We start from the raw sequence: 25,153 nt of genomic DNA on the forward strand, positions 1-25,153 counted from the left end.
GTCGCTCATCAGCGACCGACCCCCTTTCCAGAAGAAATTCCGACAGTGCCGACGTTAGAAAGCACCGGCGGGCGCGTACGGCTCGTTGACGGCTCCCATACGCCGCTCCAGACCGCGTTAACGTGTTCTTGACGGGGGCTGTGACGGGCCTCGCTAGCGGAGCCGGCCGGGCGCGGCACACTGATGGCATGGCGCGCGGTCAGTTGCGGATCTACCTCGGTGCGGCACCCGGGGTCGGCAAGACGTACGCGATGTTGGGGGAGGCCAGGCGGCGTCTGGACCGCGGCACCGACGTCGTGGTCGGCTTCGTGGAGACGCACGGCCGCCAGCTCACCGCCGAGCGGTTGACCGGCCTGGAAACCGTCCGGCGCCGGACAGTCCACTACAAGGGCGCGTCATTCGAGGAGATGGACGTTGACGCGATCTTGACGCGGCGACCGGCGGTCGCGATCGTCGACGAGCTGGCGCATACGAACGTGCCAGGCATGCGCAACGAAAAGCGCTGGCAGGACGTCGAGGAGCTGCTGGACGCCGGAATAGAGGTGCTGACGACCGTCAACGTCCAACATCTGGAAAGCCTGAACGACGTCGTCGAGCAGATAACCGGTGTGCCGCAGCGCGAAACCGTGCCGGACGAGGTCGTACGCAAGGCAGACCAGATCGAGCTGGTCGACATGGCGCCGGAGGCGCTGCGGAAACGAATGGCGCACGGCAACATCTATCCGGCCGAGCGGGTCGACGCGGCGCTGTCCAACTATTTCCGCGTCGGCAACCTGACCGCGTTACGCGAGCTCGCGTTGTTGTGGGTCGCCGACCGCGTCGACGAGGTGCTCAACCGCTACAAGGCCGAGCACGACATCCGGCGTGTGTGGGAAGCGCGTGAGCGAGTCGTGGTGGCGCTGACCGGCGGCCCGGAGGGGGAGACGCTGATACGCCGTGCGGCCCGGATCGCCGCGCGATCGGCCGGTGGCGAGGTGCTGGCCGTACACGTGCTGCGCAGCGACGGCCTGACCGGCGCGTCGCCGGCCAAGCTGCGACGGCAGCGCGAACTCGTCGAAAGTGTCGGTGGCAGCTTCCACACTGTGGTGGGGGATGACGTTCCAGCGGCCCTGCTGGACTTCGCGAGGGGGGTGAACGCGACGCAGCTGGTCCTGGGTACGAGCCGGCGCTCGCGGCTCGCGCGTGCCTTCGCCGAAGGCATCGGCGCGACCGTCACCGCCGCCTCCGGCGACATCGACGTACACATGGTGACGCACGCCGAGTCCGGCGGCTGGCGGCGCCGGCTGCCCCGGCTGACCGGTGGCCTCAACTGGCGTCGCCGGGTCGCCGCGCTGGTGGTGGCCGCCGTCGGCCTGCCGTTGCTCACCGAGCTGTTGCTGGCCTTCGGCGACGAGGTGACCAGCGCCAGCGTGCTGCTGTTGTTCCTGATCCTGGTCGTCGGTGTGGCGCTGATCGGTGGCCTCTATCCGGCGCTGATCGCCGCGGTCGCCGGTGGCCTGATCGTCAACTGGTTCTTCGTACCGCCGGTCGGCACGTTCACCATCGCCGAGCGCAACAACGTGGTCGCACTGTTGGTGTACGTGCTGGTGGCGGTCGCGGTGGCGACCGTCGTGGACCGGTCGGCGCGGCGAGCGACCCAGGCCGCTCGCGGCCGCGCCGAGACCGCGATGCTCGCCTCGCTGTCGCGCAGCGTGCTGGCCGGCAACCGTGGCGTACCAAGCCTGCTGGAGCAGATCAGGGAAGCGTTCGCGCTGACCTCGGTGACGATGCTGGAGCGCGACGGCGAGCGGTGGGCGGTCGCCGGGTTCGCCGGGCCCAACCCGTGCGAGAAAGGTGGTCAGGCCGACGAGGACATCCCGGTCACCGACGACCTGCGGCTGCTGCTGTGCGGCCGGGCACTGGCCGCCGCCGACCGGCGCGTACTCGTCTCCTTCGCCGAGCAGGCGGCGGTGGCGCTGCAGCGCGCGAGGCTGCTCCGGCAGGCGGCCGAGGCGGAGAAACTGGCCGAGGCCAACAGGATGCGCACGGCGCTGCTGGCGGCGGTCAGCCATGACCTGCGTACGCCGCTGGCCTCCATCAAGGCGGCCATCGCCGGCCTGCGCGCCGAGGACATCGAGCTGGACGAGACCGACCGCAAGGAGCTGCTGGCCGCCGTCGACGAGTCGGCCGACCAGCTGACCTCGCTGGTGGCCAACCTGCTCGACATGAGCCGGCTGCACACCGGCACGGTGGCGCCGACCAGCCAGCCGGTCGGCTACGACGAGGTGGTCGCGCGAGCGCTTCGCGGTCTGGAGAAGGCCGAGCTGGCGCGGATCGAGGTGGACGTGCCGGACACCCTGCCGTCCGTACGAGCCGACCCCGGTTTGCTCGAGCGCGTGGTGGCCAACGTGGTGTCCAACGCCGTACGACATGCGCCGACCGGTCCGGTGAAGGTGTCGGCCAGCGTCCACCTCGACCAGATCGAGCTGCGCGTCATCGACCGCGGTCCCGGCATCCGGCCGGACGACCGGGAGAAGGTTTTCGCGCCGTTCCAGCGGCTCGGCGACCGCGACACCGGCACCGGTGTGGGGCTCGGTCTCGCGGTGGCGCGCGGTTTCACCGAGGCGATGGGTGGCACGCTCACTCCGGAGGACACTCCCGGTGGCGGCGTGACGATGGTCATCGCTCTTCCGGCGGATTCGACAACCGCACCGGCCGTCGTACCCTGATGGCATCAGCCGGTGTGCGTGGCACTGGCGTCAGCAGGGGACGGGATTCGCTATGGGCGGTCAGGGTTTGAAAGGCCTGCTCAGGAGGTTGACGGCGCCGGAGGAGGAGCTGGAGGCCGAGGATCTGCAGCGGGCCTGCGAGCAGACTGGCGCCACCCCGGTCGGCAACTGTTCGCGCGGCAGGCCGGTGACCGTTTCCGGCCGGCTGCGTTCCGTGCAGTACTGTCCGCGTAGCAACCTTCCGACGCTGGAGGCGGAGCTGTTCGACGGCACCGGCACGGTGTTGTTGGTGTGGCTCGGCCGGCGCAGCATCGTCGGCATCGAGCCGGGCCGGCCGATCCGGGCCAGCGGACGCCTGTCGGTGCGGGACGAGCGCAAGGTGATCTACAACCCCGAATACGAGCTGGAGCCGGCGATCAAGTGACATCAGGCGAGTCCAGGCTGGAGAAGCCGACCACGACCTCCGAGCCGGGCTCGGATCCGAATCCGGACGACATCTCGATCAGGGAGTACTTCGCCTCCGGCGAGTTCCGCCGCGAGGTGGCCCGCCAGCTCGGCGGCTGGACCGGCATCGCCGAGAGCGCGATCCCGGTCGTCGTGTTCGTCATCGCCAACACGTTCCTGTCGCTCTATCCGGCGCTGATCGCCGCGGTCGCGGCGGCGCTGCTCATCGCCGGTTTCCGGCTGCTGCGCAAGCAGTCACCGCGGCAGGCGCTCAACGGCCTGGTCGGCATCGCGATCGCGGCGATCTGGGCCGCGCGGACCGGGCGCGCGCAGGACTTCTATCTGCCTGGCATCCTGATCAGCTACGCGTACACGCTGGTCATCGCCGGCTCGGTGCTGTTCCGGCGTCCGCTGGTCGGCGTGGTGTGGGCCTTCTTCGGCAACATCGGCTCGGAGTGGCGGCGCGACCGCGGCCACTACCGGATGTTCTTCTGGCTCACCCTGCTGTGGGCCGTGGTGTGGTTCGCCAAGGTCAGTGTGCAGGCCTGGCTGTACGTCGCCAACGCGTCGGCGGCCGAGCTCGGCGTCGCGCGGATCATCTTCGGCAACCCGCCGATCGTGCTGCTGATCGTCGTCACCGCCTGGGTCGTACGCCGCCACAACAAGCGCCACGGCATCCCCGAGCCGACACCCGAAACCCCCGCCGCCGAAGCCTGACCCGCCAGGTCAGGCGGTGCGGCCGGAGACGGCGTTCTCGATGGCGTCCTCGTGTTCGCTGGTGGCCAGGAACATCAGCTCGTCGCCGGCCTCCAGCGGCTCGTCGCCGGACGGCACGATCACCCGGCCACCGCGCAGGATCGCCACCATCGCGGTGTCCGGCGGCAGCGGTACGTCGCGCACCGGCCGGCCAGCCAGCGGCGAGTCGGCGGCCAGCGTGATCTCCACCAGGTTGGCCTGGCCGCGCCGGAAGGTCATCAGCCGGACCAGCTCGCCGACCGTCACCGCCTCCTCGACGAAGGCGGCCATCAGCCGGGGCTTGCTCACCGGCACGTCCACGCCCCACTGCTCGGTGAACAGCCACTCGTTCTCGGCGCGGTTGACGCGCGCGACCGTGCGGCTGACCGCGAACTCGGTCTTGGCCAGCAGCGACACGACCAGGTTGACCTTGTCGTCGCCGGTCGCCGCGACCATCACGTCGCAACCGGCGATGCCGGCCTCCTCCAGGCTGGACAGCTCGCAGGCGTCGGCGAGCAGCCAGTCGGCCTTGGGCACCAGCTTGGACTTCAGCGCCTCCGAGGAGCGCTCGATGAGCATCACGCTGTGGCCGTGCTCGATCAGCTCCGCGGCGATCGAGCGGCCGACGTTGCCGGCGCCAGCTATCGCGACTCGCATTTACTCTCGCTCCTCCGGCGGTGCCGCCGCGATCGCGGTGACGCGGTCGACGATGTCGTCGGTGACCATCATGAAGACCTGGTCACCGTCCTGGAAGACCGCCTTCAGCGTCGGCAGGATCCCCAGGCCGAAGCGCCAGACGTACGCGACGCGCGCGCCGGTCTCCAGCTCCAGCTGCTTGACCTTGTGCGCGACCCAGTCCTTGTGCAGCTCGATCTCCACGATCGCCACCACACCGGTCGGCTCGCGCCACACCTCGGCCGTGCCGTCCGGGTCGAGCGCGCGCAGCATCCGGTCGGAGGTCCACCGTACGGTCGCCACCGTCGGGATGCCGAGCCGCTCGTAGACGGCTGCGCGCTTCTGGTCGTAGATGCGCGCCACGACCTTCTCCACGCCGAACGTCTCGCGTGCCACGCGCGCGGAGATGATGTTGGAGTTGTCGCCACTGGACACCGCCGCGAACGCGTCGGTGTGCTCGATGCCGGCCTCCAGCAGGACCTCGCGGTCATAGCCGATGCCGGCCACCGTCTGGCCCTTGAACTCCGGCTTGAGCCGGCGGAAGGCGTCCGGGTTCTGGTCGATCACCGAGACCGAGTGACCGCGGGCCTCCAGCAGGTGCGCGAGGGTGGAGCCGACCCGGCCGCACCCCATGATCACTACGTGCAACGCGCCTCTCCCGCTCGGATGACAACCTCGGAGGACGCACTTGGCCAGCCTCGTCCCCCCACGGTGGAAACGGTACACGGCACCGCGTGACGTGGGGGTGTGGTGCCGGGAAACGGTGTGGCGCTGCCGTACGCTCCCCGTGTGACCGCTCCGACCTCGCTGGTCAAACGACTGTTGCTGGGCCGGCCGTTCCGCAGCGACCGGCTGTCCGAGACCTTGCTGCCCAAGCGCATCGCGCTGCCGGTGTTCGCGTCCGACGCGATGTCGTCGGTGGCGTACGCGCCGGGCGAGATCCTGGCGACGCTGTCCGCGGCCGGCCTGTCCGCCTACCTGCTGTCCCCGTGGATCGGCATCGCGGTCGTCGTGGTGCTACTCACCGTGGTCGCGTCGTACCGGCAGAACGTGCACGCCTATCCGAGCGGCGGCGGCGACTACGAGGTGGTCACCACCAACCTCGGCGGAAAGTACGGCCTGGTGGTCGCGAGCGCGCTGCTGGTCGACTACGTGTTGACCGTGGCGGTGTCGGTGGCCTCCGGCATCCAGAACCTGGCGGCGGCGATTCCTTTCCTGCAGGGCAGGGAAATGATCGCGACGGTGACCGTGGTGGTCATCCTGACCGCGATGAACCTGCGCGGCCTGCGCGAGTCCGGGATCGCCTTCGCCATCCCGACGTACGCCTTCATGGTCGCCATCCTGGGCATGGTGGTCGTCGGTCTGTTCCGGATTTTCGCGCTGGGACAACATGTTCAGACAGCCAGCGCGCACTTCACCATGAAGCCGGAGGCCTCGTTCATCGGCCTGGCCTTCGTTTTCCTCCTGCTGCAGAGCTTTTCCTCCGGCTGCGCCGCGCTCACCGGTGTCGAGGCGATCAGCAACGGCGTGCCGGCGTTTCGTAAGCCGAAGAGCAAAAACGCGGCGACGACGCTGCTGATGCTGGGGCTGCTCGCGGTCGCGATGATGATGGGGACGCTCGCGCTCGCGCAGCTGACCGGTCTCAAATACGCCGACAACCCGCACGACCTGGTCGGCGCGCCGACCGGCTATGTCCAGAAGACGGTCATGGCGCAGCTGGGCGAGGCGGTGTTTTCCTGGTTCCCGCCGGGTTTCTACGTGGTCACCGCGGTCACCGCGCTGATCCTGGTGCTCGCCGCCAACACCGCCTTCAACGGTTTTCCGGTGCTCGGCTCGATCCTGGCGCAGGACCGCTATCTGCCGCGGCAGCTGCACACCCGCGGCGACCGGCTGGCGTTCAGCAACGGCATCCTGTTTCTGGCGATCTTCGCGATCGTGCTGCTGGTCTCGTTCAACGCCGACCCCAGCTCGCTGATCCACCTCTACATCGTCGGCGTCTTCGTTTCCTTTACGCTGAGCCAAATCGGCATGGTGTTGCACTGGACCCGGCACCTGAAGACCGAGACCGACCGGGCCGTACGCCGGCGGATGATCCGCTCGCGGGTCATCAACGCGTTCGGCTTCCTGATGACCGGCACGGTGTTGGTCATCGTGCTGATCACCAAGTTCCTCGAAGGCGCGTGGATCGCGATCGCCGCCATGGCGGTGATCTACGTGCTGATGGTCGGCATCCGGCGGCATTACGACGCGGTGGCGCGTGAGCTGGCGACCGACGAGGAACGGCCGGTGCTGCCGTCCCGTAACCACGCGATCGTCCTGCTGTCCAAGCTGCACCAGCCGGCCGTACGCGCGTTGGCATATGCGCGCGCCACTCGTCCCGACACGCTCAACGCGGTCACGGTGAACGTCGACGACGCCGACACGCGCGCTTTGCAGGCGGAGTGGGAACAACGTGACATCCCGATCCCGCTTGTCGTGGTTGACTCGCCTTATCGTGAGATCACCGGCCCGATTGTCCAGTATGTCAAGGGAATCCGCCGCGAGTCGCCGCGTGACGTGGTCACCGTGTTCATTCCCGAATACGTCGTCGGTCACTGGTGGGAGCACCTGCTGCACAACCAGAGCGCGTTGCGGCTGAAAGGTCGGCTGCTGTTCGAGCCGGGCGTGATGGTCACCAGCGTGCCGTGGCAGCTCAGCTCGTCCGAGCGGCTCAACCTCAACCGCCGCGACCGGATCGTCGGCGGCATCCGGCGCGGCATCGTGACCGCTCCGCTCGGTGGTCCGGTCGAGCGCCCGCGTAAAATCGAAGAAAGCAAGAAATGACGGCAACCAAGGCACTTCCGGTCGGCTTCGAGGTGGAGGTCGAGGTCGGTCCGGTGGCGCACGGCGGCCACTGCGTGGCGCGCCACGACGGCCGGGTGATCTTCGTGCGGCATTCGTTGCCAGGTGAGCGCGTACGCGCGCGGATCACTTCTGACCGTGGAAAGGCGTACGCGCTGGCCGAGGCCGTCGAGGTGTTGCGGCCGTCGCCGGACCGAGTCACCCCGCCGTGCCCGTACTCGGGAGCCGGTGGCTGCGGCGGCTGCGACTGGCAGCACGCCGATCCGGCCGCCGTGCGACGCGGCAAGGCGACCGTTGTTCGCGAACAGCTGTTGCGTCTCGGCGGTCTGTCGACGGATCAGCTGGATGTGTTGGGACTGACCGAAAACACCGAGGCTGAGGCGTTGCCTGGCGGTCCGCTGGGTTGGCGCACGCGCGTACGCTATGCCGTCGGCGACGATGGCCGCGCCGGTTTCCATCCACATCGTTCGAGCACTGTCCTGCCGATCGACGACTGTCTTTTGGCAACTGACGACATCCGGCAGCTCGGCGTACTCGGCCGTCGTTATCCGGACCTGGCCGGCATCGACGTCGTATCGTCGTCGGCCGGCGACCACGCCGTGGTGCTGCGGCCGCAGGGTCAGGCGCACGTCGACGTCAGTGACTGGCCGGAAAACCTGGCGGTGCTCGACGGTGGCGCACATCCGGCCGTCGCCCGCCGAGGCCACAACCGCGTACGCGAAAACGCCGCCGGCCGCCGCTGGCTCGTCCACGCCGACGGCTTCTGGCAGGTCCACCCGGCCGCCGCGACCATCCTGTCCGACGCCGTGATCGCCGAAATCGACCCGCGCCCCGGCCAGACCGCACTCGACTTATACTGCGGCGTCGGTCTTTTCGCCGGCGCGCTCGGCATCCAGGTCGGCCGCCACGGCAAGGTCTACGCCGTAGAATCCGATCGGGCCGCCGCCGACAACGCCCGCCGCAACCTCCGCGACGTACCCGCCGTCGTGGTCTCCTCAGGCGGAGTCGGTGGCTGGCTGCGAAAAACCCAAATCGACAAACTCGACGCCGTCGTGCTCGACCCTCCCCGTACCGGCGCCGGCGCAGCGGTGTGCAAACAGCTCGCCGCGCTGGAGCCGCCAGTTATTTGTTACGTGGCTTGCGATCCGGCAGCATTGGCGCGCGATGTGAAAGTGTTGGCCGGGCAGGGCTATCGGCTCACCGCGCTTCGGGTTTTTGATGCGTTTCCTATGACTCATCATATCGAATGCGTGGCGACATTACGGGTTTGAGCGGGTCGGGATTTCTGGTTGTTGCGTTGGGAGGGGCCGGGCTCTTCATTTTTGTTGCGTTTGGGGGGTTCGCCTTCGCGGCGGGCGCTCCTGCGCGGCAGGCCCGGCCAGAATGTGCTCAAGCAGAGCTCGCCGACGGGGGAGAACGGACAAACCGGACCGGGAGTGTGGCTGGGGCGCCGGAGCTGCGGTGGCGTCTCGGTGGGGGGCGTGAGGGTCCAGTATGTGGGATGCGAAGACGTGTGGAGCGCTAAATGTCCGGCTTGCGAGGGTCGCTGATGGCATGAATGTCGAGTTTCTTGCGTTGGACGCGAGAAACAAGGCTTTCACGCCGCAGCGATCATTGGAGGCTGTGACGGGTGTGACTACTGAGGCTGACAATGCTGGTGTGGCTGCTGGGCTGCGCCAAATGTCCATTTTGATGTCTTGTTAAACAAGTATTACGCAGCCGATCCGCCTCGCCTGCATTATCAGCCACAGCAGTCACACCATCACCCCCCGGCCGCTGTGATGGCGTGCATGCCGACGGGTTGCTTCCCATAGGTGACCGAGCAAGCCCGGAAGACCCGACCCCGCACGCAACCGCCGCCCGCACCCCTATGCACACCGATTGGCGTTCCCGCGCCCCCTCCCTTGAGGTCGCCCTCCGCGCAGGAGCGCCCGCCGCGCAGGCGACAAACCCACCACCTACCCAACGCAACAGTCAGAAAACGCAACCGCCTCTCCACCGCAACAATCAGAAAACCCACGACCTCACCCACCGCAGCAATCAGAAAACCGACCACCCCGCCCAACGCACCAACCAAATCCCACCACTCGCCCAACGCAGCGAAGAAAACCGCAACCACCGCAGACGTACAAATGGCAGAATCCGCCAACCTCACCCGACCGCCTTGATCTCCGGCGCGTCCGGCGGTACGAGCCGCTCCGGCTCACGCAACACCAGGGCCACCGCCCCAAGCACCTCCGCGCGTTCACCCAAAATCCCGGGCCCGACCGACATCGCCGCGACAGCCGCCGGCACTGCGGACCGCTGCAGGGAGGCGCTCAACGGATCCAGCAAGAGCGACCCCGCGCGGCCGAGTTCTCCGCCGATCAACACACGATCGGGGTTGATGAGGTTGACGATTCCGCCGAGTGCGACGCCGACGTGTCCGCCGGCGTCGGCGAGGAGGCGGCGGCAGGCGGCGTCCTCGTCCTCGGCGAGGCGTACGAGGTCGGTGAGGTCGGTGATTTCCGGTCGTGTCGGCTGTAAAGCGGTCACCAGTGCGGCGCCACTGGCGACCAGTTCAAGGCAGCCACGGTTGCCGCAGCGACAAATGTCGCCGTTGGTGTCGAGGCTGAGATGGCCGATCTCGCCGGCCGTGCCGCTCACGCCGCGGAAAAGTGCGCCGTCCAACACGATCCCGGCGCCGATTCCGGTGCCGAGCTTGACATAGACGACCGCCTCATGACCTCGGCCGGCACCCCACAACGACTCGGAAAGCGCGCCGAGGTTCGCGTCGTTTTCCACGCACACCGGTACGCCGAGCCGCGCACCGAGTTCGTGTGTCGGTGTCAGTCCGGCCCAGCCGGGGAAAATGTTCGGCGAGCCGATCTGGCCGGCTGGATTCACGACCGGCGCAGGCAGGCCAAAACCGATGCCGATGACGTCGGCAAGGCTGTGGCCGCAGCTGTCCAGCAACCGCTCGATGGCTCCGGCGGCGCGCTCCAACACGGCGGCGGCGTGCGTTTCTTCGCCTGGGACCGTACGTTCGGCCGCCTCAGCGACGATCGTGTGCGCCAGATCCGCGACGGCGACCCGCAAATGGCTGCGGCCGACGTCGACGCCGACGACGATGCCGGCCGACCGGTCGAGCTGTACGACCGCGGCGGGCCGGCCGCCGGACGGACCGGCCGGCGCCGTACCGCCGGGTTCGATCACCAGCCCGGAGCCGGTCAGCTCGCCGACGACCGCTGACACGGTCGCGCGCGACAGGCCGGTGGCCGAGATCAGCTCGGCACGCGTGGACGGACCGAGCACCCGCAACGTCTGGGCGATGCGGGCTTGGTTGCCGGACAGCCGGCTCAGGGGATGGTCCGCCGAAGGCATGCGGCGATACTCGGCGACTCGCGCGGTTATGTCAATAGTTTGACTAACGGCGGCGTTGGCGGCCGGAAAACGATGTCGTTCGTATTGCAACCGCGTTTCTGATTCGATCCAGTCAACATAATTCGGACGACACGAAAAAGCACTTACGTCGACCGGTTGACACAACCGGCCGGCAGGGCCAAGGTCGAGCCGATCGGGGTCGTGCGACATGGCGCACATGACAGTGGCCCGCTGGATGGAGGGGTACAAACGTGAGGATCACTAGGCGTACCGGGATGCGGTCGGCGCTGACCGCCGTCGCGGTGGCGGCGCTCGCGCTCGCCTCCGGCTGTGGCCAGGCGCCGCAGTCCGGCGGCAACGCGAGCGGCTCCGCGGGTGCCGCGAGCATCGACCAGGGCTTCAAGATCGGCCTGCTGCTGCCCGAGTCGAAGACGGCACGGTACGAGAAGTTCGACCGGCCGCTAATCGAGCAGAACATCAAGAAGCTCTGCCCCAAGTGCACGATCCAGTACCTGAACGCCAACCAGCAGGCCAACACGCAGCAGCAGCAGGTCGACACGGTGCTGACCGCCGGCGTCAAGGTGCTGATCCTGGACTCGGTGAACTTCAAGTCCATCGCCAGCTCGGTCGCCAAGGCCAAGGCGCAGGGCGTGCCGGTGGTCGCGTACGACCGTCTCGCCGAAGGCCCGATCTCGGCCTACACCTCGTTCGACAACGAGAACATCGGCAAGCTGCAGGGCCAGGCCTTCCTCGCCGCGGTGTCCAAGGGCGGCAACCCCAAACGCGGCAAGGTCGTGCTGATCAACGGCTCGCCGGACGACCCGAACGCGGCCCAGTTCAAGAAGGGCATGCACTCGGTGCTCGACGGCAAGGTCGACGTCGGCGCCGAGTACGACACGCCGGACTGGAGCCCCGACCAGGCGCAGACCGAGGCGGCCGGTGCCATCACCAAGCTCGGCGTCAAGAACGTCATCGGCATCTACGCCGCCAACGACGGCACCGCCGGCGGCGCGATCGCCGCGCTGAAGGCCGCCAACGCCAGCCCGCTGCCGCCGGTGACCGGCCAGGACGCCGAGGTGGCCGGCCTGCAGCGGATCGTCACCGGTGACCAGTACGCGACGATCTACAAGTCGATCAAGCCGCAGGCAGAGGCGGCCGCCGGCTTCGCGGTCGCGCTGGCGACCGGCAAGAAGTACGACAAGGCGACCAGCACGGTCAGCAGCGGCAGTGCGCAGAACGTACCGGCCGTCATCGTGCCGGCCGTGACGGTGACCAAGGACAACATCAAGGACACCGTGGTCAAGGACGGCTACTGGACCGTCCAGGAGATCTGCACTCCGCAGTACGCCGCTGCCTGCAAGGCGGCCGGCCTGACCTGATCCGGCCTCGCGGCGGTGGCTGTCCGACCAGACGGCCACCGCCGCTGCCGTGACCACGACCGTTCCCCACACCAGTGAGGTGGAGTTGATGTCGACGAACCTGGAGAAGGACCGGCCGGCGGACCGTCCGACCCCGGACCGCTCAGGGCCGCCGGTGCTGAAGCTGACCGGGATCTCCAAACGCTTCGGCGCCGTGCAGGCCCTGACCGAGGTCGACCTGGACGTGCACCAAGGCGAGGTGCTGGCCCTGGTCGGTGACAACGGTGCCGGCAAGTCGACGCTGATCAAGGTGATCGCCGGCGTCAACCCGCCGGACAACGGCACGGTCGAGTTCGCCGGCAGGACCGTACACATCAACCGGCCGCACGACGCGCAGCTGCTCGGCATCGCCACCGTCTACCAGGACCTGGCGCTGGCCGACAACCTCGACGTGGTCGGCAACCTGTTCCTCGGCAACGAGCTCTATCGCTTCGGCCTGCTCGACGAGGTCGGCATGGAGAAACGCTCGCGGCAGCTGCTGGACACGCTGTCGATCAAGATCCCGAGCGTACGGATCCCGGTCGCCTCGCTGTCCGGTGGCCAGCGCCAGGTGGTGGCGATCGCCCGGTCGCTGCTCGGCCAGCCGAAGCTGGTCGTACTGGACGAGCCGACCGCCGCGCTCGGTGTGGAACAGACGGCGCAGGTGCTCGACCTGATCGAGCGGCTCCGGTCGCAGGGCCTGGCGGTCATCGTCATCAGCCACAACATGGAGGACGTACGCGCGGTCGCTGACCGCGTCGCGGTGCTGCGGCTGGGCCGTAACAACGGCGTCTTCGAGGTCAGGGACACGTCCCAGGAGCAGATCATCGCCGCCATCACAGGCGCGACCGACAACGCGGTGACCCGTCGGGCCGCGCGGGAAGGTGCAAAGTGACTGTCAGCAAGCCGCGTACCGAACCGGTGCCCGAGGCCGCCCCGGCCGGCGCGGTCAGCCAGATCGACCCGCGGCTGCTGGTGCGCGAACGGGGTTTCGCCGGCTACGTGCAGGAGGCGCAGCGGCGGATCCGCGGCGGTGAGTACGGCTCGCTGCCGGTCATCGTCGGCCTGATCCTGATCTGGGCGATCTTCCAGTTTCTCAACCCGCAGTTCCTGTCGCCGCAGAACCTGTCCAACCTGAGCGTGCAGATCGTCGGCACCGGCCTGATCTCGGTCGGCATCGTGTTCGTGCTGCTGCTCGGCGAGATCGACCTGTCGGTCGGCTCGGTCGGCGGCGCCTGTGCGGCGATTTTGGCCGTGTGCAACGTCAACTGGGGGATCAACCCGGTCCTGTCGATCGTCATCGCGGTCGTCGCCGGCATGGCGATGGGCCTGATCCACGGCTTCTTCTTCGCCAAGATCGGTGTGCCGGCGTTCATCGTGACGCTGGCCGGCCTGCTCGGCTGGAACGGCTTCATGCTGTGGGTCTTCGGCCTCGACGGCACCATCAACCTCGACTACAACAGCCTGATCGTCAAGCTGACCAGCACCTACTTCGGCGAGGTCGCGGTCGCGTACGCCCTGGCCGCCGTCGTGGTCGTGGTCTACGCGGTCACCTCGTTCGTCGGCAACTCGCGCCGGCAGGCCGCCGGGATCCCGACCCGCAGCGTCAGCGAGCTGGTGATCCGGATCGTCGGCCTGGCCATCCTGTTGTTCGTGCCGGCGTACGTGCTCAACCAGTACAAGGGCCTGCCGCTCGCGCTGGTCATCTTCCTGGCCTTCGTGGTGGCGCTGGACTTCGTGCTGCGGCGTACGTCCTTCGGGCGCAAGGTCTTCGCGCTCGGCGGCAGCGTCGAGGCGTCGCGACGGGCCGGCATCAACGTTGCGGCCGTACGGATGGCCGTCTTCACCATCTCCACCGGCATGGCGGCCATCGGTGGCATCTTCTTCGCCTCGCGGCTGGCCTCGGCCAACCAGTCCGGCCTGGACCAGAACGTGCTGATGAACGCCATCGCGGCGGCCGTCATCGGCGGCACCAGCCTCTTCGGTGGCCGCGGCAGCACGTACTCGGCGCTGCTCGGTGTGCTGGTCATCGAGTCGATCCGCTCCGGCATGGCGCTGGAGGGCATCGGCAACGCCATCCAGTTCATCGTCACCGGCGTCGTACTGCTCGCCGCCGTCACGCTGGACTCGGTCTCCCGACGCAGCCAGAAAGCCGCCGGCCGCGCCTGACCGTCTTGGTCGCATGGCCCCCATGCGTGCGTTGGATGCACGCATGGGGGCCATGCGACTTTCCTAGCGCGCGAAGGCAGGCGTGCTGTTGAGGAGCGCGAAGACGTACGGCATCGCGCCGAACTGCCAGAGCGCGAGGGTGACGCCGACGATCGCCAGTGGCACGGCCACGAACCACTGCTCGCGCAGGCCACCGGTCGGCATGTTGCTGCCGCGGAAGCGCTTTTTGCTCAGTGGATAGAAAAGCGGCACGCCTTCCGTGGTCATGACGTCCCCGGAGATGTGCGCGGCCACGCCGAGCGCGTAGCTGGCGCCGACCCAGGCCCAGTGGACACCGGCCAGGGTCGCGGCGACCGTGAGACCGGTGCAGGCCACGAACGTACCCACGTTGGCGATGACTCCGCTGCGCGTCCAGCCGAGGCCGCGCGCGCCGAGTCCGACCGCGAGTACGACAGCGATCGTTGGCAGATAAGGGATCCACTGGCCGCCGATGACCATCAGCTGGGCGAGGATGCCGGTGATCGGCACGGCCCAGATCGCGTGCGTGCCTTTCCGGTGGCCACCGGAAAGGCACGCGATGCCGCGCGCCAGCAGCCGTGTCGGCCAGCCAAACGTACGCGCCACGGTCGCCGACGGATGGTCGAGATCGGGCAGCAGCGCCGCGCCGGCGGTCACGACCGCGCCGGCGGCCAGCTCTGCCGGTCCGAGGTGGACGACCTGCGTCAGCAGCGGCGCGGCGGCCAGCCACACCGCCGCGCCGCTGATCGCATGCGTGTGGCCCATCATCGAAGCCGGCTCCTCCCGTTGGCGGCCGAAAACGTACAACGGGACGGCGTCGTGGACGCGTGCGCCGCACCGAGCGGGTGGGTGTTGCGGTCGTCACGGCCGGTTTTATCGGGTCATAACGGAAACCCAGCGGCATTGGTCCCGAGAAAGGTGGGGCCCCGACCACATCGGCGGACCTACCTTTTGCGTGATCCACATCGCCGCATCAGGCTGAAGGGGCACGTGCGGTGGTGATCGGTCATCCTCGCGTAGGACGACGGATTAGACTCGCGTGTTGCAAACCAAGGACTGAGGAGGCCCGCTGGTGGAGCAGCAACGAAGCTTGCTCGAACAGATCGCCGGACCACGAGACCTACGCCGCCTGCCGGCCAGCGACCTGCCGGCCCTGGCCAGCGAGATTCGTGAGTTCCTCGTCCAGAAGGTCTCCAGGACCGGTGGCCACCTCGGTCCCAACCTCGGTGTCGTCGAGCTGACGCTGGCCATCCACCGGGTCTTCTGCTCGCCGGCCGACCGCGTGCTCTTCGACACCGGCCACCAGGCGTACGTGCACAAGATGCTCACCGGGCGGCAGGCCGGCTTCGACGAGCTGCGCCGCCGCGGCGGGCTGTCCGGCTATCCGAACCAGGCCGAGAGCGCGCACGACGTCATCGAGAACTCGCACGCCTCGACGGCCCTGTCGTACGCGGACGGCCTGGCCAAGGCGTACGCGCTGACCGGCCAGGGCCGGCACGTGGTCGCGGTCGTCGGCGACGGCGCGCTGACCGGTGGCATGTGCTGGGAGGCGCTGAACAACATCGCCGCCGGCAAGGACCGCCGGCTGGTGATCGTGGTCAACGACAACGGCCGGTCGTACGCGCCGACCATCGGCGGCCTGGCCGACCACCTCGCGACGCTGCGGCTGACGCCGGGCTACGAGCGCGCGCTGGACATGATCCGTGACGTGCTCGACCACACGCCGCTGGTCGGACCTCCGCTTTTCGAGGCACTGCACGGCATCAAGAAGGGCCTCAAGGACGTCGTCGCGCCGCAGGGGATGTTCGAGGACCTGGGGCTGAAGTACATCGGCCCGATCGACGGCCACGACACGGCGGCGATGGAGTCGGCGCTGCGCCGCGCCAAGCGCTTCGGCGGACCGGTGCTCGTACACGCGGTGACGACGAAGGGCCAGGGCTACGCGCCGGCCGAGCAGGACGCCGAGGACTGCTTCCACAGTCCGAGCACGTTCGACCCGGGCACCGGCAAGGCGCTGGCCAAGCCGGCGGTGAAATGGACCGGCGTGTTCGCCGACTCGCTGGTCGCCGCCGCCGAGCGCCGGCCGGACCTCGTCGGCATCACCGCCGCGATGCCGGGGCCGACCGGCTTGTCGGAGATGATGCGCCGCTTCCCGGAGCGCGTTTTCGACGTAGGCATCGCCGAGCAGCACGCCGTCACCTCCGCCGCCGGCCTGGCGCTGGGTGGCATGCATCCGGTGGTGGCTGTCTACGCGACGTTCCTGAACCGGGCGTACGACCAGACGCTGCTCGACGTCGCGATGCACAAGCTGCCGGTCACCTTCGTACTCGACCGCGCCGGCATCACCGGCCCGGACGGACCGAGTCACTATGGCATTTGGGACTATTCGCTGCTCGGCATGGTGCCCGGCATGCGGATGGCCGCGCCACGTGACGCGGAGCGACTGGTGGAGGAGTTCGCCGAGGCCGTCGAGGTCTCCGACGGTCCGACCGCGCTGCGCTTCCCGACCGGCTCCGTCCCCGACCCGATCCCGGCCGTCAGGCGCCTGTCCGACGGCGTCGACATGCTCGTCGAGTCCGACCGCCGCGACGTACTCCTGGTCGCCGTCGGCGCCTTCGCCGGCATGGCCGTCGAAGCCGCGGCACGCGTCGCCGACGAAGGCATCGGCGTCACCGTGGTCGACCCCCGCTGGGTCATCCCGATGCCATCGTCCGTACTGGAGATGGCTGGCGATTATCGGCTGGTGGTCACTCTCGAGGACGGCGTACGGTCCGGCGGCATCGGCGCGACCTTGTCGCAGTCGCTGCGCGACCGTGACGTGGAGGTGCCCGTGCGGGATCTCGGCGTACCAAAGGCCTGGCACCCCCACGGCACCCGCGCGGAGATCCTGGCCGATCTTGGGTTGACTGCCCAGGACGTCGCGCGGCAACTGATCGGCTGGGTCTCGCGGCTGGAAGAGCCGCTGGATGTGCGGTTGTCGGAGTCGTCAGGGGAGTAGTCGGCTGGTTCGGAGCCGGTCGCGTCTTCTGTTTTGTTGCGTTGAGAGGATTTTCGCCTTCGCGCGGGGCTCCTACGCGGCGGGCGACCTCAAGGGGAGGGGCGCGCGGGGTTTCGCTGTTGGTCCGGTTGGGTGCCGCGTGTGCGGTTGGTCTGTGGGACCAGGTGTGTGGCTGGGGCGCCGGCGGTGCCGTGGCGTCCCGGTGGGTGGCGTGAAGGTCCAGCATGTGGGATGCGACGCGTGTGGAGCGCTAAATGTCCGGCTTGTGAGGGTCGTGGATGGCATGAATGTCGAGTTACTTGCGTTGGACGCAAGAAAAAAGGCTTTCACGCTATAGCGATCCCCAGAAGCTGTGACGGGTGTGACTACTGAGGCTGATAATGCTGTTGTGGCTGCTGGGCTGCAACAAATGTCGGTTTTGATGTCTTGTTAAACAAGTATTACGCAGTCAGCCCGCCTCGCCCGCATTATCAGCCACGCCAGTCACACCAGCACCACTCCGGACGCTGTGATTGGCGTCCATGCCGACGGGTTGCTTCCCACACGTGACCCAGAAAACCCAGCCCCGCCCGCAAACCACCGCCCGCACCCCAATGCACACCGATTGGCGGCCACGCGCCCCCTCCCTTGAGGTCGCTCGCCGCGTAGGCGCGCCCGCCGCGCAGGCGAAAAACCACCACTCACCCAACGCGCCAACCAGAAAACCCAGCCACTTCACCAACGCACCAATCAGAAAACCCGGCCACCTCACCAACGCAACAAAGCAGAAAACCCAGCCACCTCACCAACGCAACAACCCTGAGCCGCAACCACCCGCACATCGCAACAACCAGGAGACTCACCACCGCGACACGCAGGGACCCTCCACGCACCCCAACCGAGCCCACCACCTACAACTCGACCCCTGCCCGCGCATCCCTCTCCGCATACTCCTTCAAATTCAGCAACTGCTTCCGCATCATCACCAGATCCCCAATCCCAAGCACCTCCGCCCGAACCCGCTCCACCCACCCAGCCACCCCCACCGCCAACCGCCCAATCAACCGGCAGCGCCCGGAGTCCAGAGGCTCGGCCGCGTACGTCAGAGCCACTGGTCCAAAGAACCGCTCGGCGGATGGGATCGTGCGGCCGGTGAACTCGTGGCCGGGTTGTACGTCGACCAGGTCGAAGATTTGCACGCGTTTGCCGACGAAAAGATCGTCCGCGCCAGGAGTGAGGGCATGAGGACTGCGGCGGCCCCAGTTGTCGATGAAGTCATAGCTGTACGGCGCGACCGCGATCTGGCAGAGCCAGCGATATCCGAGTGACGCCGGTGCCGCGACCGTGACGGCGCGGGTCAGCAGGGTGACCGAGCCGGGCAGGGCGCTGTCGGCGAAGTATGAGCGGGCGATCTCGTCCGGGGTGGCGCCCCAGTGCCGGAGGGACATGAGCGGAGACCTTTCCGTACGCTGCCGTATGGTTAGCCCATACGGTACCGTACGGTGGTGGCCGAGAAAAGACGGTTGAGCAAGCAGGACTGGGCCGACGCGGCGCTCGCGGCGCTGGCCGATGGCGGCCTGGCGGCGGTCGCGGTCGAACCGCTGGCGGCCCGGCTCGGTGCCACGAAAGGCAGTTTCTACTGGCACTTTGCCAACCGGGACGCGCTCGTGCAGGCGGCGCTGGAGCGCTGGGCCGACCGGCAGACCGAGCAGATCATCCGTGACGTGGAGCCGATCACAGATCCGCTCGAGCGGCTGCGCGCGGTGTTCGAGATCACGCTCGGCGCCGGCAGGGTCAGCCGGGCCGAGCTGGCGATGCTGGCGCACGCCGACGACCCGCTGGTGGCGCCGGTGCTCGCGCGAGTGACCGCGCGGCGCGTCGATTTCCTGGAAGCGTGTTATGTGGCGGCCGGCGCGGCGCAGGCCCGGCAGCGCGCGGTGCTCGCGTACACGGCGCACATCGGGCTCATCCAGGCGCAGCGAGCCAGCGGCGGCACGCTGGTGACCGACGCCGACCGGCCGGCCTACCTCCGCTTTCTATACCGCGCCATAAGTGTCTGAGCGCCGCCGTACGGTAGACCTGTCCGCGACGAGAGGAGCATTGGCGTGCGCGTGCTGGTGATCGAGGACGAACGGGCGCTGGCTGACGCGGTCACTCGCGGCCTGCGCCGCGAGGGCATGGCGGTCGACGTGGCCTACGACGGCACGCAGGGCCACGAGATGGCCCTGGTCACCAGATACGACGTGGTAGTGCTCGACCGCGACCTTCCCGGCGTGCACGGCGACAAGATCTGTGCAGACCTGGTTGCCTCCGGAGCGCTCACCCGGGTGCTGATGTTGACCGCGAGCGGTACGGTCGCGGACCGGGTCGAGGGGTTGGAGATCGGCGCGGACGACTATCTGCCCAAGCCGTTCGCCTTCGACGAGCTGGTCGCGCGCGTACGTGCGTTGGGCCGGCGGGCCACCCCGCCGGCGCCGCCGCGGCTGGCCGCGCAAGGCGTCGAGCTCGACCCGGCGAAGCGGACGGTGACCAGGGACGGCAAGCCGGTGGATCTGACGCGCAAGGAGTTCGGAGTGCTGGAGGTGCTGCTCGCCGCCGGCGGCGCGGTGGTCTCCAGCGAGGAGCTGCTGGAGCGCGTCTGGGACGCCAACGCCGATCCGTTCACGACGACGGTACGGGTGACGGTGATGACGTTGCGCAAGAAGCTCGGCGATCCGCAGGTGATCGAGACGGTGGTCGGCGTCGGCTATCGGGTCTATCCGTCATGACGACGTACGGCCCGATGGCCCGGCCGTCCGCCCGCAAGCGGCTGCGGCCGACGTTGCGGCTGCGGCTGACGATGATCAACGGCGCCCTGCTGGTCGCCGCTGGCGTCATCGTGCTGGGCCTGGCCTGGGTGATCGTCAACGGCGGCCTGACCAGCACCGAGCGCGCGATGCCCGGCACGACGGTCACGGTGAAGCAGGCCAACGGCACCGAGGCCAGGATGGACGTGGCCGACTGGCAGGCGCAGCAGGCCAGGTCGATCGAGACCAACCTGCTGCTGCAAGGCGGCCTGGCGTTGCTCGCCGTGTCGGTGATCGGCGTGGCCGGTGGCTATCTGGTGACCCGCCGCGCGCTGCGTCCGCTGCACGTGCTCACCCAAGCCGCGCGCGGCCTGTCCACCGACACGCTGTCCGAGCGGATCTCGCACATGGGGCCGGACGACGAGGTCAGCGAGCTGGCGCAGACCTTCGACGGCATGCTCGACCGGCTGGCGAAGGCGTTCGACAGCCAGCGCCGGTTCGTCGCCAACGCCAGCCACGAGCTGCGCACTCCGCTGGCCGTGATGCGCACCGAGATCGACGTGACGCTGTCCGACCCGGACGTGTCCAACGAGGACCTGCGGCGGATGGGACGGGTCGTACGCGACGCGTCCAAGCGCGCCAACGACCTGATCGAGGCGCTGCTGCTGCTCGCCCGCACCGAGGCGCAGGCCGGTCGCCGGCTCAACAAGGAGGTGCCGGTCGACCTCGCGGTCGGCGTGCCGACCACGCTCAACGCGGTGAGCCGCGAGGTGCGCCGGCTCGGCCTGCGGGTGGAGACGACGTTCGCGCCGGCGATGGTGATGGGGGATCCGGCGCTGCTGGAGCGGCTGGCCGGCAACCTGATCGAAAACGCGGTCCGCTACAACCTGGCCGGTGGCCGGCTGCAGGTGCGCACCGGCTCCGATCCAGCCAACGCCTGGCTGGTGGTGGCCAACACCGGTCCGGAGGTCGACATCGCCGAGGTGCCGCAGCTGTTCGAGCCGTTCCGGCGCGGTGGAGTGGAGCGGACCGGCACGCGCGGGGCCGGTCTGGGGCTGTCGATCGTACGAGCCGTGGTCGACGCACACAACGGCATGGTCAAGGCGGTGCCACTGCTCAACGGCGGCCTCGAAGTGACGGTGACGCTGCCGATCGCGCGTACGCCCATGCCGGTCGCCGGCCGCGCCACCGTCCCCGGCTGACGCGGTCAGGTATCAAAAGGCGCAGCCCGACGGATGGGGGGTTTCCGTCGGACTGCGCACAGTCATTCTCTCACCACGATGGGGAGCGTGAAACCGCATCGCGACAAAACTTTGTGTCGTGTCCGTTCCGTTACCGGCCGGTCATCGCAATGTCGTTGTCTCGCTGGGAAAACGCCATCTGACCGAGTCTAGTGGGTTATGCGGAAAAGACATGGATAGTCGGTTTTGTCATGGTTTTTCATGCTGCTAAGGCATACTCGCGACACCAGGCGCGAGGAACCGGCGGCCGGTGACCTTCTCCGAGATGCCGAGCCGGTCCAGCGCCGGCGTGATGCCGCCAAGGTGAAACGGCCAGCCGGCGCCGAGGATCAGGCACAGGTCGATGTCCTGCGCTTGGGCGACCACCTTCTCGTCGAGCATGATCCTGATCTCCTCGGCGATCGCGCCGAGCGCCCGCTCGCGCACCTCGTCCTCGGTGCGTACGGTCGAGCCGACGTCCAGCAGCTTTGCCACCTCCGGGTCAACCTGCTGCTGGCCAGTGTCCCAGCTGTAGAACGAGTTCTTGCCTGCCTCCACCAGCCGTCGCAGGTTGGGGGAGACGTAGAACCGGTCCGGGAACGCGGCGTGCAGCGTCTCGCTGACGTGCAGCGCGACCGCCGGACCGACCAGCTGCAGCAGCAGCATCGGACTCATCGGCAGGCCGAGCGACTCGGTGGCGCGGTCGGCGACCTCGATCGGCGTACCCTCGTCGACCGCCTTGATGATCTCGCTCATGAACCGGGTGAGAACCCGGTTGACCACGAAGGCCGGCGCGTCGGCGACCAGCACGCTGGATTTCTTCAGCTGCTTGGCAACCGCGAACGCGGTCGCGAGGCTCGCGTCGTCGGTCTTCTCCGCGCGTACGATCTCCAGCAGCGGCAGCACCGCCACCGGGTTGAAGAAGTGGAAGCCGACGACCCGCTCCGGATGCCTGAGGTCGGCGGCCATGTCGGTGATGGACAGCGAAGAAGTGTTGGTCGCCAGCACGGTTGTCTCCGGCACGACCGCCTCGACCTCGGCGAAGACCTGCTTCTTCACCGAGATCTCCTCGAAAACCGCCTCGATGACGAAGTCGGCGTCGGCGAAGACGTCCTTGGTCAGCGAGCCGGTCACCAGCGCCTTGAGCCGGTTGGCCTGGTCCGGTGAGAAGCGCTTTTTGGCCTCCAGCTTGTCGATCTCGGTGTGGACGTACGAGACGCCCTTGTCGACGCGCTGCTGGTCGATGTCGGTCAGCACGACCGGCACTTCCAGTCGTCGCGCGAAAAGCAGCGCCAGCTGGCTGGCCATCAGGCCGGCGCCGACGATGCCGACCTTGGTCACCGGCCGCGCCAGTGCCTTGTCCGGCGCACCGACCGGCCGTTTCGCGCGCTTCTGTACGAGGTCGAAGGAATACAGGCCGGCGCGCAGCTCGTCGGTGCCGATGAGGTCCGCCAGCGCCTCGTCCTCGGCCGCCGTGCCTTCCTCGAAGGTCGCGGTTTTGGCCAGCCGCAACAGATCCAGCGCACGATATGGCGCTGGAGCCGCGCCGTGTACGCGTCCGTCCGCAATCGCCTTGCCGCGCGCGATGGCGCTGTCCCACGCTTCGCCGCGGTCGATCTCGGTGCGCAGGATGGTCGTACGCTGGTTGAGAACGTCAGCGAGGAAGCCAAAAGACTGTTCGATGAAGTCGGCGGGGTCGAGCAGCACGTCGGCGATGCCGAGCTCGTAGGCCTCCTTGGCCTTCAGCATTTTGTTCTGGTTCAAGGCGTTCTCGACGATCACCTTGACCGCGTTGTCCGGACCGATCAGGTTGGGCAGCAGCTGCGTGCCGCCCCAACCCGGCACCAGGCCGAGGAAACACTCCGGGAAGGAGATCGCCGCGGCACCGGAGGACAGCGTCCGATAGTCGCAGTGCAGCGCGACTTCCAGACCGCCACCCATGGTCGCGCCGTTGACGAACGCGAACGTCGGCACGGATGCGTTGCGCAGCTTCGCAAAAACGCTGTGGCCGGCGCGCGCGATGGCCAGCGCCTCCTCGCGGCTGGACAGCTGCGGCACACCGGAAAGGTCGGCGCCGACGGCGAAGATGAACGGCTTGCCGGTGATGGCGATGGCGCGTACGGCCGGCTCGCGCGCCGCGATCTCGTCGATCGCGGCCTCCAGCTCGGCCAGGCCGCCGGGTCCGAAGGTGTTGGGGCGGGTGTGGTCGTGTCCGTTGTCCAGCGTGATCAGCGCGACCTCGCCGGCGACGTCCGGCACGGTGACATACCGGACGTGCGCGTGCGTGACGACCTCGTCGGAAAAGTGCTTTGCCAGCTCAGAAACCGTCGTCATCAGGCGGCCTTTCCGGTGTAGTGCGGGTTTTCCCAGATCACGCTGCCGCCCATGCCGATGCCGATGCACATCGCGGTGAGGCCAAAGCGTACGTCCGGACGGGCTTCGAAGTGCCGCGCCAGCTGCGTCATCAGGCGTACGCCCGAAGAGGCGAGCGGATGACCCATCGCGATCGCACCACCCCAGGGATTCACGCGCTCGTCGTCGTCGGCGATGCCGAAGTGGTCGAGGAAGGCCAGCACCTGCACGGCGAACGCCTCGTTGAGCTCGAAAAGCCCGATGTCCTCAATGGACAGTCCGGTCTTCTGGAGCGCCTTCTCGGTGGACGGGATCGGGCCGACCCCCATGACTTCCGGCTCCACGCCGGCGAAACCGAAGCCGACCAGCCGCATCGCGACCGGCAGCTCCAGCTCCCGCGCCACGTCCTCGGCGGCCACGATGCAGGCGGTGGCACCGTCGTTGAGACCGGCCGCGTTTCCGGCCGTCACCCGGCCGTGCGGACGGAACGGAGTTTTCAGGCCGGACAGGCCCTCCAGCGTGGTCGACGGCCGCGGCGGCTCGTCGGCGGTGGCCAAGCCCCAGCCGATTTCCTTCGAACGCGTCGACATCGTCACCAGGTCGCGGTCGATGTGGCCGTTGGCCAGCGCTTTGGCGTACTTTTGCTGGCTTTCCAACGCGTACGCGTCGGCGCGTTCCTTGGTCAGCGTGGGGAAGCGGTCATGCAGGTTTTCCGCCGTCGAACCCATCACCAACGCCGACGGATCGACGATTTTCTCGGCCAGGAAACGCGGATTGGGGTCGACACCTTCGCCCATCGGGTGGTGGCCCATGTGCTCCACACCGCCGGCCAGTGCCACGTCGTACGCGCCGATCGCGATGCCACCGGCCACCGTCGTCACCGCGGTCATCGCACCGGCACACATCCGGTCGATCGCATAGCCGGGCACGCTCTTGGGCAGACCGGCCAACAGCGCGGCCGTGCGGCCGATGGTCAGCCCCTGGTCGCCGATCTGTGTCGTCGCCGCGATCGCGACCTCGTCGATGCGCTCCGGCGGCAGGTTGGGGTTGCGGCGCAGCAGCTCGCGGATGACCCGCACGATCAGGTCGTCGGAGCGGGTCTCGGCGTACAAACCCTTCGGCCCGGCCTTGCCAAACGGCGTCCGTGCGCCGTCGACGAAGACGACGTCCCTGACTTGCTTACCTATCGACACGGCAGGCCTCCATTGTCGTCACTCTCCCTGACCGCGAGACTACTACTCGCCAGTAACATCCGCCCGCGCAGCTTGGCGTACCTCACAGCCGCGGTGCGGTTGTTCGACACGTGGTGCGGGTTAGGTGTGCGTGTGGAAAGCGCGCTAGGCGGACAGTCTTGTTTGTCGGAGCGGCTTGGGAGTGGTTGGGTTTTCGCCTGCGCGGCGGGCGCTCCTGTGGAGCGCTAAATGTCTGGCTTGTGAGGGTCGCAGATGGTGTGAATGTCGAGTTACTA

The 25,153-nt window shown here is 68.1% G+C and carries 19 protein-coding genes; 12 read left to right on the forward strand and 7 right to left on the reverse strand.

The features are described 5' to 3' along the window. The first annotated feature begins 188 nt into the window (after nt 1-188). From GNX95_RS00215 to GNX95_RS00225, 3 genes are read left to right on the forward strand one after another with little or no spacing between them, the layout of a single operon-like run. Nucleotides 189-2,708: a sensor histidine kinase gene (locus GNX95_RS00215; protein ID WP_163504746.1), complete on the forward strand. Its 2,520-nt coding sequence runs from the start codon at nt 189-191 to the stop codon at nt 2,706-2,708. A 52-nt stretch (nt 2,709-2,760) separates the two neighbouring features. Next, complete coding sequence (locus GNX95_RS00220) at nt 2,761-3,132, forward strand: OB-fold nucleic acid binding domain-containing protein (RefSeq protein ID WP_163504748.1); 372 nt, start codon at nt 2,761-2,763, stop codon at nt 3,130-3,132. Then, nucleotides 3,129-3,869 (forward strand): DUF3159 domain-containing protein, encoded by a 741-nt coding sequence (locus tag GNX95_RS00225; protein ID WP_163504750.1) that lies wholly within the window; start codon nt 3,129-3,131, stop codon nt 3,867-3,869. The genes GNX95_RS00220 and GNX95_RS00225 overlap by 4 nt, the downstream gene beginning before the upstream one ends. Before the next feature lie 9 nt (nt 3,870-3,878). Here the strand turns inward: GNX95_RS00225 and GNX95_RS00230 are convergent, their stop codons facing one another. Both GNX95_RS00230 and GNX95_RS00235 read right to left on the reverse strand, forming a co-directional pair. Then, nucleotides 3,879-4,544: a potassium channel family protein gene (locus GNX95_RS00230; RefSeq protein ID WP_163504752.1), complete on the reverse strand. Its 666-nt coding sequence runs from the start codon at nt 4,542-4,544 to the stop codon at nt 3,879-3,881. Then, complete coding sequence (locus GNX95_RS00235) at nt 4,545-5,210, reverse strand: potassium channel family protein (RefSeq protein WP_163504754.1); 666 nt, start codon at nt 5,208-5,210, stop codon at nt 4,545-4,547. Nucleotides 5,211-5,351: 141 nt separating this feature from the next. On the opposite strand from GNX95_RS00235, the gene GNX95_RS00240 reads away from it, so the two are divergent. Together GNX95_RS00240 and GNX95_RS00245 are read left to right on the forward strand one after the other, a co-directional pair. Continuing rightward, a complete protein-coding gene (locus GNX95_RS00240) occupies nt 5,352-7,385 on the forward strand; it encodes an APC family permease (RefSeq protein ID WP_163504756.1) in 2,034 nt (677 codons plus the stop codon). Then, nucleotides 7,382-8,674: a class I SAM-dependent RNA methyltransferase gene (locus GNX95_RS00245; protein WP_163504758.1), complete on the forward strand. Its 1,293-nt coding sequence runs from the start codon at nt 7,382-7,384 to the stop codon at nt 8,672-8,674. The genes GNX95_RS00240 and GNX95_RS00245 overlap by 4 nt, the downstream gene beginning before the upstream one ends. An 880-nt stretch (nt 8,675-9,554) precedes the next feature. Here GNX95_RS00245 and GNX95_RS00250 read toward each other — a convergent pair. Beyond that, nucleotides 9,555-10,766, reverse strand: a complete 1,212-nt coding sequence (locus GNX95_RS00250; RefSeq protein WP_163504761.1) for an ROK family transcriptional regulator — start codon at nt 10,764-10,766, stop codon at nt 9,555-9,557. A gap of 251 nt (nt 10,767-11,017) precedes the next feature. Here GNX95_RS00250 and GNX95_RS00255 point away from each other — a divergent pair, with 251 nt between their 5' ends. The 3 genes from GNX95_RS00255 (at nt 11,018) to GNX95_RS00265 (ending at nt 14,332) form a co-directional block, all read left to right on the forward strand. Further along, nucleotides 11,018-12,145 (forward strand): substrate-binding domain-containing protein, encoded by a 1,128-nt coding sequence (locus tag GNX95_RS00255; protein WP_222853305.1) that lies wholly within the window; start codon nt 11,018-11,020, stop codon nt 12,143-12,145. Between the two features lie 88 nt (nt 12,146-12,233). Further along, nucleotides 12,234-13,058, forward strand: a complete 825-nt coding sequence (locus tag GNX95_RS00260; RefSeq protein WP_163504763.1) for an ATP-binding cassette domain-containing protein — start codon at nt 12,234-12,236, stop codon at nt 13,056-13,058. Then, entirely contained in the window at nt 13,055-14,332 is a 1,278-nt protein-coding gene (locus GNX95_RS00265; protein WP_163504765.1) for a sugar ABC transporter permease, read from the forward strand. The genes GNX95_RS00260 and GNX95_RS00265 overlap by 4 nt, the downstream gene beginning before the upstream one ends. Before the next feature lie 63 nt (nt 14,333-14,395). Here the strand turns inward: GNX95_RS00265 and GNX95_RS00270 are convergent, their stop codons facing one another. After that, a complete protein-coding gene (locus tag GNX95_RS00270) occupies nt 14,396-15,118 on the reverse strand; it encodes a metal-dependent hydrolase (protein ID WP_163504767.1) in 723 nt (240 codons plus the stop codon). Between the two features lie 322 nt (nt 15,119-15,440). Here GNX95_RS00270 and dxs point away from each other — a divergent pair, with 322 nt between their 5' ends. Then, nucleotides 15,441-17,348 carry a 1-deoxy-D-xylulose-5-phosphate synthase gene (gene dxs / locus GNX95_RS00275; RefSeq protein ID WP_222853591.1) on the forward strand — a complete coding sequence of 636 codons (1,908 nt, stop codon included), beginning with the start codon at nt 15,441-15,443 and terminating at the stop codon, nt 17,346-17,348. 890 nt (nt 17,349-18,238) lie between these two features. Here the strand turns inward: dxs and GNX95_RS00280 are convergent. After that, nucleotides 18,239-18,775, reverse strand: a complete 537-nt coding sequence (locus GNX95_RS00280) for a hypothetical protein (RefSeq protein WP_163504769.1) — start codon at nt 18,773-18,775, stop codon at nt 18,239-18,241. A 57-nt stretch (nt 18,776-18,832) separates the two neighbouring features. Here GNX95_RS00280 and GNX95_RS00285 point away from each other — a divergent pair, with 57 nt between their 5' ends. From GNX95_RS00285 to GNX95_RS00295, 3 genes are read left to right on the forward strand one after another with little or no spacing between them, the layout of a single operon-like run. Next, nucleotides 18,833-19,387, forward strand: a complete 555-nt coding sequence (locus GNX95_RS00285; RefSeq protein ID WP_246281468.1) for a TetR/AcrR family transcriptional regulator — start codon at nt 18,833-18,835, stop codon at nt 19,385-19,387. Between the two features lie 45 nt (nt 19,388-19,432). Next, nucleotides 19,433-20,095, forward strand: coding sequence for a response regulator transcription factor (locus tag GNX95_RS00290; protein ID WP_163504771.1), 663 nt, complete (start codon nt 19,433-19,435; stop codon nt 20,093-20,095). Further along, entirely contained in the window at nt 20,092-21,315 is a 1,224-nt protein-coding gene (locus GNX95_RS00295) for a HAMP domain-containing sensor histidine kinase (protein WP_222853307.1), read from the forward strand. Before GNX95_RS00290 ends, GNX95_RS00295 begins: the two co-directional genes overlap by 4 nt. Before the next feature lie 246 nt (nt 21,316-21,561). Here GNX95_RS00295 and GNX95_RS00300 read toward each other — a convergent pair whose 3' ends face one another. Together GNX95_RS00300 and GNX95_RS00305 are read right to left on the reverse strand one after the other, a co-directional pair. Then, nucleotides 21,562-23,667, reverse strand: coding sequence for a 3-hydroxyacyl-CoA dehydrogenase NAD-binding domain-containing protein (locus GNX95_RS00300; protein ID WP_163504773.1), 2,106 nt, complete (start codon nt 23,665-23,667; stop codon nt 21,562-21,564). Then, nucleotides 23,667-24,878: a thiolase family protein gene (locus GNX95_RS00305; RefSeq protein ID WP_163504775.1), complete on the reverse strand. Its 1,212-nt coding sequence runs from the start codon at nt 24,876-24,878 to the stop codon at nt 23,667-23,669. The genes GNX95_RS00300 and GNX95_RS00305 overlap by 1 nt, the downstream gene beginning before the upstream one ends. Between the last annotated feature and the right edge of the window lie 275 nt (nt 24,879-25,153).

It is taken from the genome of Fodinicola acaciae (assembly GCF_010993745.1).
GTDB classification, from domain to species: Bacteria; Actinomycetota; Actinomycetes; order Mycobacteriales; family HKI-0501; genus Fodinicola; species Fodinicola acaciae.